Raw genomic sequence first — 15697 nt, forward strand, 5'->3', positions numbered from 1 at the left:
GTCCCTAACCCGCCCCGGATTCCGACGACAGCCCCTGCAGCAGGACCCGGGTGAAGTCGCGGACCCACTGCTCGTCCGCCTGTTTGCCGCTGACCAGGGTGCGGTGGACCACCGCACCCGCCACCATGTCGAAGATCAGCTCGACCGTGCGGGCGGACTCCTCGGGGTCCGGCTCCGGCGGGAGTTCGCCGCGGAACTGGGCCCGTTCCCGGCCCTCCAGGACCAGCCGCATCTGGCGCTGCACGATGGAGGTGCGGACCCGCTCGCGCAGCGCGTCGTCCAGGGTGGACTCGGCGACCACCGCCATCAGGCCGCTCTTGGCCTCGGGGCGGTCCAGGATCGCCGCGAACTGCAGGACCACGCCCTCGATGTCGTCGGCGAGGCTGCCGCAGTCGGGCAGCTCCAGTTCGTCGAAGAGTTCCGCCACGGCGTCCACGACGAGTTCGTTCTTGCCCGCCCAGCGGCGGTACAGGGTCGTCTTCGCCACCCCCGCGCGCGTGGCCACGTCGCCCAAGGTGAGCTTGGACCAGCCCAGTTCCACCAGCGCCTGCCGGGTCGCCGCCAGGATCGCGGCGTCCGCCTCGGCACTGCGCGGGCGCCCGGTACGGCTGGCGGGGGTGCGGCTCTGCATCCCACGACCATAACCGGCGGTTCATGTGACGTCGTGAGGGAGATCACCGGGAAGGGGTGTCGCGCGGGCTCCCGGTGGCATTACGCTACGACTCGTAGCGAAAGCTCGTGGGTGACCGCACGGGCGACGACCACGGTACGGGACGGGGACCCCGTGCCCCTGTCAGACGCTTGTTCGGCCCGGCTTTCACCACGCTTTTCACACACACGCGGGAACGGGGGAGGATAGACGCATGCAGCCACGGAACATGTCCATGAGCGGCGTCGTCGACCTCGCCGCGGTGAAGGCGGCCCAGGAGGCCAAGGCCAAGGCCGAGCAGACGCGCGCCGAAGCGGCCCGCCAGGGCGGAGCCGGTGCCGTCGCCCCGGCCGATCTGGTCATCGACGTCGACGAAGCCGGCTTCGAGCGCGATGTCCTGCAGCGGTCCGCCGAAGTCCCGGTCGTCCTCGACTTCTGGGCCGAGTGGTGTCAGCCCTGCAAGCAGCTGAGCCCGGTCCTGGAGCGCCTCGCCGTCGAGTACAACGGCCGCATCCTGCTGGCCAAGATCGACGTCGACGCCAACCAGATGCTGATGCAGCAGTTCGGGATCCAGGGGATCCCGGCGGTGTTCGCGGTGGTCGCCGGGCAGGCGCTGCCGCTCTTCCAGGGCGCCGCCGGCGAGGACCAGATCCGCGGCACCCTCGACCAGTTGATCCAGGTGGCCGAGGAGCGTTTCGGGCTGACCGGTCTGACCGTCGACCCCGACGCGCAGCCGGGCGCCGCCCCGGCGGCCGGTGCCGCGGTAGCCGCCGGCCCCTACGACGCGCTCCTCGAAGCCGCCGTCCAGGCGCTGGACGCGGGCGACCTGGCCGGCGCGGTCCAGGCGTACAAGAACGTGCTCGGCGACGATCCGGGCAACAGCGAGGCCAAGCTGGGGCTCGCGCAGGCCGAGCTGCTCCAGCGGGTCCAGGGGATGGACCCGCAGGCGGTGCGCACGGCGGCCGCCGAGAAGCCGGCCGACGCCGAGGCGCAGATCGCGGGCGCCGACCTGGATCTGGTGGGCGGCCACGTCGAGGACGCATTCGGGCGCCTGATCGAGGCCGTGCGGCGGACGGCGGGGGACGACCGGGACGCGGTGCGGCGGCGGCTCCTGGAGCTCTTCGAGGTCGTCGGCACCGACGATCCGCGGGTGGTGAACGCGCGCAGGGCCCTGGCACGGGCGCTGTTCTGAGGCGCGGTCTGAACACGGTCCTGACCAGTCGCTAAACGTCACGTCCTGTGGTGCCGGCGTGAAAGATTCGCCGGTAAGAGGTCACAGCGGCCGCTCTTTACCAAATCTTGGTAATCGCGGCCGCTGTTACTCGCAGTAAATCAGGGGCCTTGATCTGTCTGGTTCTGTCCAGGGATCAACTGTTTTGCTCTGCCCCTCGATGCGACCCTGTGTCGCTCTCCGAGACCACCGGGTCGTCCATCGGTTATCCGGCCGTTACTACCCAGTAACGAAGCCCCTTGTGCGGGCGGCGAGAATGCACCACGATCGGCGACGCTCGGTCCAATGCCGTACCCCGACAGCCGGTCGGGTCCGCGGGCTCATCTGGGTCCCCACCGAGCAGAGTCGGCGGCAGTGACGCCGGCTCTTGGGCAGGGGGGTCTTCGCCGCGAGGCGGAGCCTGTCCAGCAGGGTTGTGCGTGATGCGTGTCAGGCGCGACCAGTGGTTGTCGCTCGGGGGTGATCGCCGGTGATCGAGGTGCGGTTCGTGCCTCCGAGTGCGGGCGCTCCCCTTCCGAGGACGTAGCACTTCTCCCATCCCTGCCCGGCCGAGCCGCCGTTGGGGGCGATTCCGGGCCAGGAGATGTACGTCCGAGAAGGAGGAAATATGGAGTCCCAGGTGCGTGGCGGGACCAGATGGAAGCGGTTCGCTGTGGTCATGGTGCCCAGCGTCGCCGCCACGGCGTGTATAGGTGTCGCCCTCGCGCAGGGTGCTCTGGCCGCGTCGTTCAGCGTGTCGGGCCAGCAGTTCAAGGTCACGGCCGACCAGCTCGAAGGTGACGGCTTCGTCCAGTACGGCGCCGTCGACTCGGGTGTCACCCTCGCCGGTGACAAGACGATCCACCCGGTTGCGGTCTCCGCGTTCAACAGCGCGACGATCAACAACCTGTGCCAGTCCGTGGTCACGCCGAACGTCCCGATCTTCGGAAACGTCAGCCTGATCCTGCACGCGGGCACCGACGCCAAGAAGCCGGTCGAGGCCAGCAAGCTCTACATCGACCTCGACGACCTGAGCGCCGACGCGACGTTCACCAACATCAACATCGGTGTCGCGGCCGGCAGCTCGACCAAGGGTCCCGGCATCAAGTCGGACGAGGCCAAGGCCGGCCAGACGAACCCCAACGGGTTCGCGCAGGAGGCCGACCACGCCTCGCTGTCCGGCGTGAAGCAGACGGCGTGGGCCACCACCGCCGGAACCTTCAAGCTGAGCGGCCTGCACATGTCGATCTCGACGAAGGGAGCGGAGTGCTACTAGGCACTCCGTGACGGGCGGGGGCGCCGACGGCACCCCCGCCTGACCCTTCTTCCCGCGGTCTTCACATGCGGTGCACACAACGGCACCGCCCGACCACAGCAACACCACCAAAGCAACGCCGCACCAGGGAGCTGTTTTCCATGAGCGCCGAGACTCCTGCCGCACCCGGCCAGTTCGACCGCCGGAGGCTGCAGTTCCGCTCCTGGCGGGGCACGCGGCCGTTCTGGGCCGGTCTGTACATCCTGATCGCCGGTTTCCCGATCATGTACTTCCCGTACGCGCACCTCCAGCTCGGTCATCTCACCATCGCGATGGCGACCACCGCGGGAGCCGGGTCCCTGATCATCGGTGTGCTGCTCGTCGTCCTCGGCATCAGCGTCTGGTTCCAGAAGCACATCCGCACCTTCGCGGGAGTCGCCGCGATCCTGCTGGCGCTGGTGTCCCTCCCCGTGTCCAACTTCGGCGGCTTCATCATGGGCTTCCTGTTCGCCCTGATCGGCGGAGCGATGGCCGTGGCCTGGTCGCCGGGCGTCCCGCCGCAGCCGGAGGTCGCCTGGGCGCCGGGCACGCCGCAGCCGGAGGGCGATGTCCCGCAGGCCGGGGACCACACCCCCGGCGCGGACGACCGCCTGCGGGAGGCGGACGGCATGGGCGTGGCGAATGACCTGTCAGGAACGAGCCCGCTGGACGGGGCGAACGGGAGGCACAGTGCCGGCTGACGAGGTGACCCACGGGACCGACGTGGACGCGTCCCGTGTGAGAACCGGGCCGCGCCACGCGGCACCCAAGAAGCCGCTGTTCACCAGGTTCCACATGCCGGCCGGCAAGGCGATAGCCTCCGTGGCGATGCCGACGGCCGTGATCATGGGCATGGGGTTCACGTCCACGCTCGCGATCGCCGACACGAACAACACGTCGACCTCGTCGAACAGCCAGAAGGCCGACGACTACAAGGACTGCGTCTCCGCCCTGGACTCCGCCTCGCCCTCCGCGAGCGCGAGCGACGACGCCAAGGACTCGGCCACGCCGTCCCCCTCGGCGTCCTCCGGTGCCAAGGACTCGTCGTCGGACAAGGGCGAGGGCAAGAGCGGGGACAAGGGCAAGGATTCGGGCAAGTCCTCCTCGTCGGATTCAGGTTCCGACGACGTGAAGACCCCGACCCCGTCCAAGTCGTCCTCGTCGGGCGACTCGGGCTCGTCCGGCTCCGACGCCACGGCCACCCCGTCGCCGTCCGCCTCCGCGACCGGTGCCGGCGGCGGCCTGCTGGGCTCCATCGGCGACGCCATCAGCGGCATCCTCGGCGGCGGCACGGCGGGTTCGTCCGCGTCGGACTCCGCCGCGAGCCCCACGCCGTCGGCCTCGGCGTCCGCGGGCGGGTCGTCGTCCACGGACAAGTCGGACACGGCCAAGGACGACACGGCCAAGGGCGACAGCGCCTCCGGCACGGTCAAGGACACGGTGACCAAGGCCGCCAAGACGGTCACGGACACCGTGAAGGACACCACCGACAAGGCGACCGAGGCGGCCGGCGAGGTCACCAAGGACGCCACCGGCGCGGCCGGTGACGCCACCGCCACGCCGAGCCCGTCCGACAGCGCCGCCGCGGTGCCCGACGACTGCAAGGTCGCCACCGACGACGTCAGCGGTGTCGACAACAAGGTCGCGGTGGCCGACGACCCCTGGTACCTGAGCGCCAGTTCGCTGCTGCTCAAGAGCGCCGACTACCAGGGCGTCGTGGAGGTGAAGACGGCCGGCGGGAAGACCAAGAAGGTGCTGAAGTACGTCATCTCCGGCGGCACCGACATCGGCGACCTGCACCAGACGGTCAAGGACACGACCATCGGCAAGACCTACCACGTGCAGGCCGCGTCCGGTTCGACGTCCACCATCCGTGACGGCGACACCACGATGTACACGGAGTCGATCTCGGGCAACCTGTTCGGCCTGATCCCGATCACGTTCACCCCGGACAGCCCGCCGCCGCTGAACATCCCGCTGATCTACTTCACCAACGTGAAGGTCGTCCAGGCGGCCCAGTTCGGCGGCACCCTGCACGTCCCCGGCATGCACGTCTACACCACCGACGGCACCGGCTGAGCGCCGTCCGCAGACCCGTTCGGGAGCCGCGCACAGAGCTGTGGCCCGGTCGTCCGCCTCAGGCGGAGGACCGGGCCACAGTGCGTGGGCCTCGGGTACGGCACCGAGGGCGCCCCCCGTCGCGGGGAGCGCCCTCGGTGCCGTGCAAGAACCGCTACAGGTACCTCAGTTGCCCGCGGAGCCGCCGACGTGGTGGACCCGGAGCATGTTGGTGGTGCCGGGGACACCGGGGGGCGAGCCGGCCGTGATGATGACGGTGTCGCCCGCGTCGAAGCGGTTGATCTTGGCGAGCTCCTGGTCGACCATGTCGACCATCTCGTCCGTGGTGTTCACGAACGGCACCACGTGCGACTCCACGCCCCAGCTGAGGGTGAGCTGGTTGCGGGTGTTCTCGTCCGTGGTGAACGCGATGATCGGCTGCTGGGCCCGGTAGCGGGACAGGCGCCGGGCGGTGTCGCCGGACTGGGTGAAGGCCACCAGGCCGCGGCCGCCGAGGAAGTCGGCGATCTCGCAGGCCGCGCGGGCCACCGAACCGCCCTGCGTACGCGGCTTCTTGCCGGGGACGAGCGGCTGCAGGCCCTTGCTCAGCAGTTCCTGCTCGGCCGCCACGACGATCTTCGACATCGTCTTGACCGTCTCGACCGGGTAGGCGCCGACGGAGGACTCCGCCGACAGCATGACCGCGTCCGCGCCGTCCAGGATCGCGTTGGCCACGTCGGAGGCCTCGGCGCGGGTCGGCCGGGAGTTGGTGATCATCGACTCCATCATCTGGGTCGCCACGATCACCGGCTTGGCGTTGCGCCGGCACAGCTCGATCAGGCGCTTCTGCACCATGGGGACCTTCTCGAGCGGGTACTCGACGGCCAGGTCGCCGCGGGCCACCATGACGGCGTCGAACGCCATCACGACGCCCTCCATGTTCTCCACCGCCTGCGGCTTCTCCACCTTGGCGATGACGGGGACCCGGCGGCCCTCCTCGTCCATCACCTTGTGGACGTCGTCGACGTCCTTGGCGTCCCGCACGAAGGACAGCGCGACCATGTCGCAGCCCATGCGCAGCGCGAACCGGAGGTCCTCGACGTCCTTCTCGGACAGCGCGGGCACGTTGACGGCCGCGCCGGGCAGGTTGATGCCCTTGTGGTCGGAGACGACACCGCCCTCGATGACGATGGTCTTCACCCGCGCGCCCTCGACGTCCAGGACCTTCAGCTCGACGTTGCCGTCGTTGATGAGGATCTGGTCGCCGCGCGAGACGTCGCCCGGCAGGCCCTTGTAGGTCGTACCGCAGATGGTCTTGTCGCCCGGGACGTCCTCGGTGGTGATGACGAACTCGTCACCGCGCTCCAGCTCCACCGGGCCCTCGGCGAAGGTCTCCAGACGGATCTTCGGGCCCTGCAGGTCGGCGAGGACACCGATGGCCCGGCCGGTCTCCTTGGCGGCGGCCCGGACGCGGTCGTAGCGTCCCTGGTGCTCGGCGTGCGAGCCGTGGCTGAAATTGAAGCGGGCCACGTTCATGCCGGCTTCGATCATGGCGACGAGCTTCTCGTGGGTGTCGACCGCGGGGCCGAGAGTGCAGACGATTTTCGAACGGCGCATGGGGCGATCCTATCGGTTTGTTTCGCTGCGGAATATTCCGTCTGGCGGAAGATACAAATGGGCGCCGATATGCTCAGCTGTTATTCGCGCCGGCGCCGACCAGTGCGTAGGTCTGGGTGGCGATCTCCAGTTCCTCGTCCGTCGGCACCACGGCGACGGCGACCCGCGCGTCCGCCGGCGACACCAGCCGTGGCCCGTCCGCCCGTACGGCGTTCAGCTCCGGGTCCACGGCCAGCCCCAGCCCCTCCAGCCCGGCGACGGCGGCTGCCCGCACCGGCGCCGCGTTCTCGCCGACCCCGGCCGTGAACGCCACCGCGTCCACCCGGCCGAGCACGGCGTAGTACGCGCCGATGTACTTCTTCAGGCGGTGAATGTAGATGTCGAAGGCGAGTTCGGCCTCCGCGTCGCCCTCGTCGATCCGGCGCCGGATCTCCCGCATGTCGTTGTCACCGCACAGTCCGAACAGACCGCTCCTCTTGTTGAGAAGAGTGTCGATCTCATCCATGGACATTCCGCCAACACGCGCCAAATGGAAAATGACGGCGGGATCCAGATCACCGGAACGCGTACCCATCACCAGTCCCTCCAGAGGCGTCAGCCCCATGGAGGTGTCCACGCACCGGCCGCCCGCGACCGCCGAGGCGGACGCCCCGTTGCCGAGGTGCAGCACGATGATGTTCACCTCCTCCGGCGCCCTGCCCAGCAGCTGCGCGGTCGCGCGGGAGACGTAGGCGTGCGAGGTGCCGTGGAAACCGTAGCGGCGGATGCGGTGCCGGTCGGCGACCTTCGGGTCGATCGCGTAACGGGCCGCCGACTCCGGCATGGTGGTGTGGAACGCCGTGTCGAAGACGGCGACCTGCGGAAGGTCGGGACGGAGCGCCCGCGCGGTACGGATGCCGGTCAGGTTGGCCGGGTTGTGCAGCGGCGCGACCGGGATCAGCCGCTCGATCTCGGCGAGCACCTCGTCGTCGACGACGGTCGGCTCGGTGAAGAACATCCCGCCGTGCACCACCCGGTGCCCGATGGCCGCCAGCTCCGGCGAGTCCAGCCCCAGCCCGTCCTTGGACAGCTCCTGCGACACGGCCTTCAGCGCCGCGTCGTGGTCGGCGATCGGCCCGCCGTGCTCACGGGCCTCGCCGGTGGCGAGGCAGGTGTGCCGGATCCGGGAGGTCTGCTCACCGATCCGCTCGACCAGGCCGGCCGCCAGCCGGCTGCTGTCCCGCATGTCCAGCAGCTGGTACTTCAGCGACGAGGAACCGGAGTTGAGGACGAGGACACGGGTGGGGCTCACTGGGCGGACGCCTTCGCGTTGGAGGAATCGAGGTTCTGGGCCTGGATCGCCGTGATGGCGACGGTCGTGACGATGTCCTGGACGAGCGCGCCCCGGGACAGGTCGTTGACGGGCTTGCGCAGCCCCTGCAGCACCGGACCGACGGCGACCGCGCCGGCCGACCGCTGCACGGCCTTGTAGGTGTTGTTGCCGGTGTTCAGGTCGGGAAAGATCAGCACGCTGGCCTGTCCCGCGACCTCGGAGCCGGGCAGCTTGGTCGCCGCGACACTCGGCTCCACGGCCGCGTCGTACTGGATCGGCCCCTCGATCTTCAGGTCGGGCCGCCGCGAGCGCGCCAGCTCGGTGGCCTCCCGCACCTTGTCCACGTCCGCGCCCGAACCCGACGTCCCCGTGGAGTACGACAGCATCGCGATCCGCGGCTGAACGCCGAACTGGGCGGCGGTGGCGGCCGACTGGATGGCGATGTCGGCGAGCTGCTCGGCGTCCGGGTCCGGGTTGACCGCGCAGTCGCCGTAGCAGAGCACCTTGTCCGCCAGACACATGAAGAACACCGACGAGACGATCGACGAGCCCGGCTTCGTCTTGATGATCTCGAAGGCGGGCCGGATGGTGGCCGCCGTGGAGTGCACGGACCCGGAGACCATGCCGTCCGCCAGCCCCTCCTGGACCATCAGCGTGCCGAAGTAGTTGACGTCGGTCACCACGTCGTAGGCCAGCTCCACCGTCACGCCCCGGTGCGCCCGCAGCTGCGCGTACCGCTCGGCGAAGGCGTCGCGCAGCTCGGAGACGGCCGGGTCGATCAGCTGGGCGTCCGCGAGGTCGATGCCGAGGTCGGCGGCCTTCTTGCGGATCTGGTCGACCGGCCCGAGCAGCGTCAGGTCGCACACACCCCGGCGCAGCAGCACCTCGGCCGCGTGCAGGACCCGCGTCTCGGTGCCCTCCGGCAGCACCACCCGCCGCCTGTCGGAGCGGGCCTGCTCCAGCAGCTGGTGCTCGAACATCATCGGGGTGAGGCGGCCGCTGCTCGGCGCCGAGACCCGCTTGCTGAGGCCGGCGGTGTCGACGTACCGCTCGAACAGGCCGAGCGCGGTCTCCGCCTTGCGCGGGGTGGCCGCGTTCAGCTTGCCCTCCAGGGAGAACAGCCGGGCGGCGGTCGGGAAGCTGTTGCCGGGCACCGACAGGACCGGGGTGCCCGGGGCGAGCCGGGCGGCGAGGGTGAGGATCTCCTCGCTGGGCCGCTCGTTCAGGGTGAGCAGCACGCCGGCGATCGGCGGGGTGCCGGCGCTGTGCGCGGCGAGCGAGCCGACGACCAGGTCGGCGCGGTCGCCGGGCGTCACCACCAGGCAGCCCGGGGTCAGCGCGGGCAGGAAGCTGGGCAGCATCGCGCCGCCGAAGACGAAGTCCAGCGTGTCCCTGGCCAGCCCCGAGTCGTCACCGAGCAGCACCTCCGCGTCGAGCGCGTGCGCGATCTGGGCGACCGTCGGCGCGGACAGCGCGGGCTCGTCCGGCAGCACGTACACCGGGACCGGCAGCCGCCCGTCGATCCGCCCCGCGATCTCGTCCCGCTCCTCGCGGGCGACCCGGTTGGCGACCATCGCCAGCACGTCGCAGCCGAGACCGTCGTACGCCCGGAACGCGTTCCGGGTCTCCGCGAGCACCGACTCGGCGCTCTGCTCGCGGCCGCCGACCACCGGGATCACGGAGGCGCCGAACTCGTTGGCGAGCCGGGCGTTGAGGGACAGCTCGTCGGGGAACTGGGTGTCGGCGTAGTCGGTGCCGAGGACGAGGACGACGTCGTAGTCACGGGCGACCAGGTGGAAGCGGTCCACGAGGGTGGAGACCAGCTCGTCGGCGCCGCGCTCGGCCTGCAGCGCGGAGGCCGCGTGGTAGTCCATGCCGTAGACCGTCGCCGGGTCCTGGGAGAGGCGGTACCGCGCACGCAGCAGCTCGAACAGGCGGTCGGGGCCGTCGTGGACGAGCGGGCGGAAGACGCCCACCCGGTCGACCTGTCGGGTCAGGAGCTCCATCATGCCCAGCTCCACGACCTGGCGGCCGTCGCCGCGGTCGATCCCGGTCACGTACACGCTGCGCGTCACGTGTGCACTCCGTCTCTGTGTGATTCCTGTGCGGCCGCATAAAAATCGCCCACCGGGGTGAGCGGAACGCTCTTGACAATACCCCCGACGCCGGATAAGGCGCCCGTCAGGATTTCACCGCCCCGTACGGCATGAAACAATCGGATCGGCTCACCGGTAACGACAGCGAGCAGGAGACACACCACCATGCGCATCGGAGTTCTCACCGCAGGCGGCGACTGCCCCGGCCTGAACGCCGTCATCCGATCGGTGGTACACCGCGCGATCGCGCAGTACGACGACGAGGTCATCGGTTTCGAGGACGGCTTCCGAGGGCTGCTCGACGGCCACTACCGCACCCTCGACCTGGACGCGGTCGGCGGCATCCTGGCCCTCGGCGGCACCATCCTCGGCTCCTCGCGACTGGAGCGGGACCGGCTGCGCGAGGCCTGCGACCGGGCCACCGACATGGTCGAGGAGTTCGGCATCGACGCGCTGATCCCGATCGGCGGCGAGGGCACCCTGACGGCCGCCCGGATGCTGTCGGACGCCGGCCTCCCGGTCGTCGGCGTCCCGAAGACCATCGACAACGACATCTCCTCGACCGACCGCACCTTCGGCTTCGACACCGCGGTCGGCGTCGCCACGGAGGCCATGGACCGGCTGAAGACCACCGCCGAGTCCCACCAGCGCGTGATGGTCGTCGAGGTGATGGGCCGGCACGCCGGCTGGATCGCCCTGGAGTCCGGCATGGCCGCCGGCGCCCACGGCATCTGCCTCCCCGAGCGGCCCTTCGACCCCGCCGACCTGGTCAAGATGGTCGAGGAGCGGTTCGCCCGCGGCAAGAAGTTCGCCGTGGTCTGCGTGGCCGAGGGCGCGCACCCCGCCGAGGGCTCCATGGACTACGGCAAGGGCGAGATCGACCAGTACGGCCACGAGCGGTTCCAGGGCATCGGCACCGCCCTGGCCTACGAGCTGGAGCGCCGGCTCGGCAAGGAGGCCAAGCCGGTCATCCTCGGCCACGTGCAGCGCGGCGGCACGCCGACCGCCTACGACCGGGTCCTCGCGACGAGGTTCGGATGGCACGCGGTCGAGGCCGCGCACCAGGGCGAGTTCGGGAGGATGACGGCGCTGCGCGGCACGGACATCGTGATGGTGCCGCTCGCGGAGGCCGTCACCGAGCTGAAGCGGGTGCCGAAGGACCGGATGGACGAGGCGGAGTCGGTCTTCTAGGGCGTGTTGCGAAAGTCCCGTCGTTCGCCCGGAGGGCGGGCCGCGCGGCGTCAGGTGCGTGCTCTCGGCGTGCCGGGCGGAAGCCCTCGTACTGGGCGTACTCGGGCTTTCGCCCGGTACGGCGAGAGTGCGTGCATGGCGTCGCGCGGCAGGCGGGACTTTCGCAACACGCCCTAGGGCCGGCGTCCCTTCCGGCCGCGGGCGCGTGGGGGCCGGCGTCCCGGTTCCGGCCGCGGACACGGCCTAGGGAGGCCCGTCCTCGACCGTGTTCCAGAAGTGGGCGACGATCCCCGTAAGGAATTCCCTGCCCTTGTCGTCCGCCGATTCGCCCGCCGGGATGGCGCCCCAGGCCAGGGTCGCCGTCATCCGGCCCTGGTAGTCCTCGTGCAGCGCCCGCAGGGCGCTCTCGATCACCCGGCGGTCCAGCGGGACCAGCTTGCCGACCGGCCGGACGTACGCCTGCCAGCGGGTGGTGACGGCGCTGCGCAGCAGGTCCGCCAGTCTCTCCTCCTTGCCGGTCACGGTGACGTAGTCCGGCAGGGAGAGCCGGAGCAGGTCGGCCAGGACGGCGGACTGGCGGTCCGTGCCCTGCCAGCGCCCGTCCTCCTCCACGCCCAGATAGGCGTGGAGTTCCAGGCCCACGGCCAGTGCCACGTCCTCCGGAGCCAGCCCCCGCGCGATCCGGTGGTCCCGCAACGTCCGCGGCCGGCCGATCAGTTCGCCGGGCGTGCACCACAGCACGCCCGAGAGCGCGGTGAGTTCCGGGCTGCTCGGGATCAGCGCCCCGCGTTCCCAGGCGACCACGAGATCGGGCGTGGCGTACGGCATGCCGTAGGAGACCCGCAGATGGTGGGCGACGTGCTCGGGGCCCATCCCGAGGCCGGCACGGAGTCTGCGGGCGGCGGGGGCGTTGAAGGGAGGACCTGGCTGGTTCGGCAGAGCTGGGGGTCGGCGCACAGCGCACAAGGTAGGGGCGCGGGCGGGCCGTGACTACGGTCCGTTCGGCCAGGAACACGGATTGTGCGAACGTACGGATACGGCGCGGTGCCGGGTCTGTTCATCCCTTGACCGCGCCGCCCAGCGCGAACCCGCCGCCCAGCTTCCGCGCGACCAGGACGTAGAGCAGGATCACCGGCGTCGAGTAGATGACGGAGAACGCGGCGAGCTGGCCGTAGGCCACCATGCCCCGGTTGCCGAAGAAGTCGTTGATGCTGACCGAGGCGGGCATCTGGTCCGGGGAGAGCAGCAGCATGAAGGGCACGAAGAAGTTGCCCCACATCATCACGAAGGCGAAGACGGTGACGACGGCCAGCCCCGGCCCCATCAGCGGCAGCACGATCCGCACCAGCGACTGGGCGGGGCCCGCGCCGTCCGTCCAGGCGGCCTCCTCCAGTTCCTTCGGCACGCCGTCCATGAAGTTCTTCATCAGCCAGATGGCGAAGGGGAGCTGGGAGGCGGCGAAGAACAGGATGGTGCCCTGCATGGTGTCGATGAGGTTGACCCGTACGAACAGCGCGTACACCGGCACCATGATCGCGGTGATCGGCAGGCTGGTCGCGAAGAGGACGGACAGCAGGAACGGCCGGTTGAACCGGGAGCGGTAGCGGGAGAGCGGGTAGGCGGCGAGAGCGGCGCAGGCGACGGTGAGCACGGTCGCTCCGCCGCACAGGATCAGGCTGTTGAGGAGCGGGGTGTAGGTGATGTCAGGGGTGAGGATCGCGTCGAAGTTGGCGAAGGTGAACCCGTCCGGGATCCGCACCCGCAGATCGGCGTGCGGATCGACGGCGGAGAGCAGCACCCAGGCGAGCGGCAGCACGAAGGCGGCGGCCACGACGAGCAGTCCGAGGTCGGCGGCGAGACGGCGCGAGCGCCGGCGGTTGCGGGGCATCTGTTTTGTTCACACCTCTGTGCGCAGCAGCCGCATGTAGACGACGGAGAAGAGCGAGCCGACCAGGAGGAGCAGCAGGGCGACGGCCGTCCCGTACCCGATCATGCTGTTCTGGAAGGCCTGTTCGTACATGAACAACGGCAGCGTCTGGCTCCTGTCGCCGGGCCCGCCGCGGGTCATCACCCAGATCAGCCCGAACACGGAGAGCGTCTGCAGGGTGTTGAGCATCAGGTTCGTCCCGATGGAGCGGCGGATCATCGGCAGCGTGATGTGCCACATCCGTCGCCAGCCGCCGGCGCCGTCGACCTCCGCCGACTCCTCGATCTCGTCCGGTATCTCGTCGAGGGCGGCGGAGTAGACGAGCATCGAGAAGGCGGTGCCCCGCCACACGTTGGCGAACGACACGGCCAGGATGGGCAGGGTGAACAGCCAGTTCTGGGACGGCAGATGGAGCAGGTCCAGGATGGCGTTGAGCGTTCCCTCCCGCCGGAAGAAGGCGTAGAGCAGGAAGCCTGCGACGACCTCCGGCAGCACCCACGCCGTGATCACGATCCCGCCGGTGAGCGTCCGCACCGGCTTCGACGCCCGCCGCATCAGCGCGGCGAGCGCCAGCCCCAGCGTGTTCTGCCCGACCAGCGAGGACACCACGGTGAAGACCAGGGTCAGCCAGACGGCGTTCAGGAAGGCGTCGTCGTGGAAGGCCCTGCGGAAGTTGGCGAAACCGACGAAGGAGGAGTGCGCCTGGCCGGTGAGCTGGAGGTCGGTGAAGGCGATCCAGGCGCAGTAGACGATCGGCCCGCCGAGGAAGAGCAGCAGCAGGGCCAGGGCCGGGGTGAGGGGGAGGGCGCGCAGCAGCCGCCGGGTGAGGACGGGCTGGCTCACGGGGAGACCACTTGGCCGTCGGTCACGTCCTTGAGCGTCGCGTCGTACTGGCTCGCCGCCTTGTCCACGGACGCGTCACCGGTCGTCACGCTCTCCATGGCCTCCTGCACGGCGGTGGAGACCTTCGGATAGGCCGGGTACGCGGGCCGGTAGTGCGTGCTGGCGACCAGGTCCGTGAAGAACTTGATGCCCGGCTGGGCGGACGTGTACGACGGGTCGCTCGCGACGTCCTTGCGCACCGCGATCCCGGAGTTGGCGATGTACCACTTCTGGGCGTTCGCCTTGGTCTGCATGGTCTTGACGAAGTCGAACGCGAGGTCGGGGTTGCCGGCCTTGGCCGGGATCGCCCACGTCCAGCCGCCGGACATGCTCACCTTGCCGGGGGCCTGGCCGTGCTGGGTCGGCATGTAGGCGAGCCCCAGCTGCTTGGACCAGTCGGGCCACTCGTGCCCGCTGCCCTGGAGCCAGTCCTGCGGCAGCCACGACCCGTCGAGGTCGATGCCGAGCTTGCCCTGGGGCATCAGCTCACCGCGCACGGCCGTGCTGAAGTTGGGGTCGAGGGCGTCGGAGACGTCCGGCCCGAGCTTCTCCTTGTACACGGTCTCGACGAACGACAGCGCGTCCTTGAACCCCTGGCTCCCCGTGATCCACTTCTTGCTGCCCTTGTCGTACAGCGGGTCGCTGGTCCCGTCGTTGGTGCCGTAGAGCAGCATCTCCAGGCCCTGCATGGTGGCGGCCTCGCCGGCGGCCTTGCCGGTGTAGACGTTGAGGGGGGTCACGCCGGGGACCTTCTTCTTGATGGTCCGGGCGGCGGCGAGGACGTCGTCCCAGTTCTTCGGCTGCCAGTCCAGCGGCAGCCCGGCCTTCGTGAACACGCGCTTGTCGAACCAGAGTCCGCGGGTGTCCGTGCCGTCGGGGACGCCGTACGTCTTCCCGTCCTCGCCCCGGGCCGCCGACTTCGCCGTGTCGATGAACTGTCCCCAGTCCTGCCACCTGGCGAGGTAGGAGTCCAGCGGCTTCAAGTACCCGCTGGTGATGTCCGAGTTGATGAGGAAGGTGTCCTCGTAGACCAGGTCAGGAGCGGTCCGGGGCGACCGGAGCATCTGCTGGAGCTTCGTGTAGTACTCGGAGTCGGGAGCCTTGATCGGGACCAGCTCGACCTTCTTGCCCGGGTACTCCTTCTCGAACTGCTTCTTCATGTCCGCGAGATAGGTGTCCATCACCTTCACGGAGTTGTCCGTGGACTGCTTGAAGGAGATCTTCACGGTGTCGGGACTGCTCCCGGACCCGCTGCCGCACGCCGTCAGGGAAGCGGCGGCGGTCACGAGCGAGAGGGCAAGGATGCTGACGGCGGTGGGGCGCACGGGCACGACCTCCTCGGCGGCCACTGCGCTGTGGCCTGGGGGCTCGTCTCTTGCCGTGTGAAGGTAAGTGGAGTGGTCTAGTCAGGTCAATGAGTGTGCGGGGGTTTGCCGGGCCGGGTGGGAGGTGAGGATGCCC

13 protein-coding genes are annotated in these 15697 nt (G+C 69.8%); 5 read left to right on the forward strand and 8 right to left on the reverse strand.

Annotated features, from left to right (window positions below):
* Window positions 1-4: 4 nt before the first annotated feature.
* Complete coding sequence (locus tag ACIQOE_RS19005; RefSeq protein ID WP_365556333.1) at window positions 5-631, reverse strand: TetR/AcrR family transcriptional regulator; 627 nt, start codon at window positions 629-631, stop codon at window positions 5-7.
* 232 nt (window positions 632-863) lie between these two features.
* On the opposite strand from ACIQOE_RS19005, the gene ACIQOE_RS19010 reads away from it, so the two are divergent.
* From ACIQOE_RS19010 to ACIQOE_RS19025, 4 genes are all read left to right on the forward strand, one after another.
* Window positions 864-1841, forward strand: a complete 978-nt coding sequence (locus tag ACIQOE_RS19010) for a tetratricopeptide repeat protein (protein ID WP_351322142.1) — start codon at window positions 864-866, stop codon at window positions 1839-1841.
* A 646-nt stretch (window positions 1842-2487) separates the two neighbouring features.
* Complete coding sequence (locus tag ACIQOE_RS19015; RefSeq protein WP_351322144.1) at window positions 2488-3135, forward strand: DUF6230 family protein; 648 nt, start codon at window positions 2488-2490, stop codon at window positions 3133-3135.
* A 140-nt stretch (window positions 3136-3275) separates the two neighbouring features.
* Complete coding sequence (locus tag ACIQOE_RS19020; RefSeq protein ID WP_365556330.1) at window positions 3276-3854, forward strand: DUF6114 domain-containing protein; 579 nt, start codon at window positions 3276-3278, stop codon at window positions 3852-3854.
* A complete protein-coding gene (locus ACIQOE_RS19025) occupies window positions 3844-5232 on the forward strand; it encodes a hypothetical protein (protein ID WP_401412488.1) in 1389 nt (462 codons plus the stop codon). The genes ACIQOE_RS19020 and ACIQOE_RS19025 overlap by 11 nt, the downstream gene beginning before the upstream one ends.
* 165 nt (window positions 5233-5397) lie before the next feature.
* On the opposite strand, the gene pyk is transcribed toward ACIQOE_RS19025, so the two are convergent.
* The 3 genes from pyk to pta all read right to left on the reverse strand — a co-directional run bounded on the left by pyk (window position 5398) and on the right by pta (window position 10215).
* Window positions 5398-6828: a pyruvate kinase gene (gene pyk, locus ACIQOE_RS19030; protein WP_351322150.1), complete on the reverse strand. Its 1431-nt coding sequence runs from the start codon at window positions 6826-6828 to the stop codon at window positions 5398-5400.
* A gap of 73 nt (window positions 6829-6901) precedes the next feature.
* Entirely contained in the window at window positions 6902-8119 is a 1218-nt protein-coding gene (locus ACIQOE_RS19035; protein ID WP_401412490.1) for an acetate kinase, read from the reverse strand.
* Window positions 8116-10215, reverse strand: a complete 2100-nt coding sequence (gene pta, locus ACIQOE_RS19040) for a phosphate acetyltransferase (RefSeq protein WP_351322154.1) — start codon at window positions 10213-10215, stop codon at window positions 8116-8118. The genes ACIQOE_RS19035 and pta overlap by 4 nt, the downstream gene beginning before the upstream one ends.
* A 186-nt stretch (window positions 10216-10401) precedes the next feature.
* Between pta and ACIQOE_RS19045 the strand changes: the two genes are divergently transcribed.
* A complete protein-coding gene (locus ACIQOE_RS19045; protein ID WP_351322156.1) occupies window positions 10402-11427 on the forward strand; it encodes an ATP-dependent 6-phosphofructokinase in 1026 nt (341 codons plus the stop codon).
* Between the two features lie 243 nt (window positions 11428-11670).
* On the opposite strand, the gene ACIQOE_RS19050 is transcribed toward ACIQOE_RS19045, so the two are convergent.
* The 4 genes from ACIQOE_RS19050 to ACIQOE_RS19065 form a co-directional block, all read right to left on the reverse strand.
* Window positions 11671-12384: a helix-turn-helix domain-containing protein gene (locus ACIQOE_RS19050; protein ID WP_401412493.1), complete on the reverse strand. Its 714-nt coding sequence runs from the start codon at window positions 12382-12384 to the stop codon at window positions 11671-11673.
* A 100-nt stretch (window positions 12385-12484) separates the two neighbouring features.
* On the reverse strand, window positions 12485-13315 hold the full coding sequence (locus ACIQOE_RS19055) for a carbohydrate ABC transporter permease (protein ID WP_351322159.1): 831 nt from the start codon (window positions 13313-13315) through the stop codon (window positions 12485-12487).
* A 9-nt stretch (window positions 13316-13324) separates the two neighbouring features.
* Window positions 13325-14197 (reverse strand): sugar ABC transporter permease, encoded by an 873-nt coding sequence (locus ACIQOE_RS19060; protein WP_351322161.1) that lies wholly within the window; start codon window positions 14195-14197, stop codon window positions 13325-13327.
* Complete coding sequence (locus ACIQOE_RS19065) at window positions 14194-15567, reverse strand: extracellular solute-binding protein (RefSeq protein WP_401412496.1); 1374 nt, start codon at window positions 15565-15567, stop codon at window positions 14194-14196. Before ACIQOE_RS19065 ends, ACIQOE_RS19060 begins: the two co-directional genes overlap by 4 nt.
* Window positions 15568-15697 lie beyond the last annotated feature (130 nt).

The sequence above is a fragment of the Streptomyces sp. NPDC091282 genome (assembly GCF_044757385.1).
Taxonomy (GTDB): domain Bacteria; phylum Actinomycetota; class Actinomycetes; order Streptomycetales; family Streptomycetaceae; genus Streptomyces; species Streptomyces gramineus.

Bases quoted from the DNA above. Each gene is read 5' to 3' on its own strand.
- ACIQOE_RS19005 (WP_365556333.1), bottom strand. From the start codon at position 631: ATGCAGAGCCGCACCCCCGCCAGCCGTACCGGGCGCCCGCGCAGTGCC.
- ACIQOE_RS19010 (WP_351322142.1), top strand. From the start codon at position 864: ATGCAGCCACGGAACATGTCCATGAGCGGCGTCGTCGACCTCGCCGCG.
- ACIQOE_RS19015 (WP_351322144.1), top strand. From the start codon at position 2,488: ATGGAGTCCCAGGTGCGTGGCGGGACCAGATGGAAGCGGTTCGCTGTG.
- ACIQOE_RS19020 (WP_365556330.1), top strand. From the start codon at position 3,276: ATGAGCGCCGAGACTCCTGCCGCACCCGGCCAGTTCGACCGCCGGAGG.
- pyk (WP_351322150.1), bottom strand. From the start codon at position 6,828: ATGCGCCGTTCGAAAATCGTCTGCACTCTCGGCCCCGCGGTCGACACC.
- ACIQOE_RS19045 (WP_351322156.1), top strand. From the start codon at position 10,402: ATGCGCATCGGAGTTCTCACCGCAGGCGGCGACTGCCCCGGCCTGAAC.
- ACIQOE_RS19055 (WP_351322159.1), bottom strand. From the start codon at position 13,315: ATGCCCCGCAACCGCCGGCGCTCGCGCCGTCTCGCCGCCGACCTCGGA.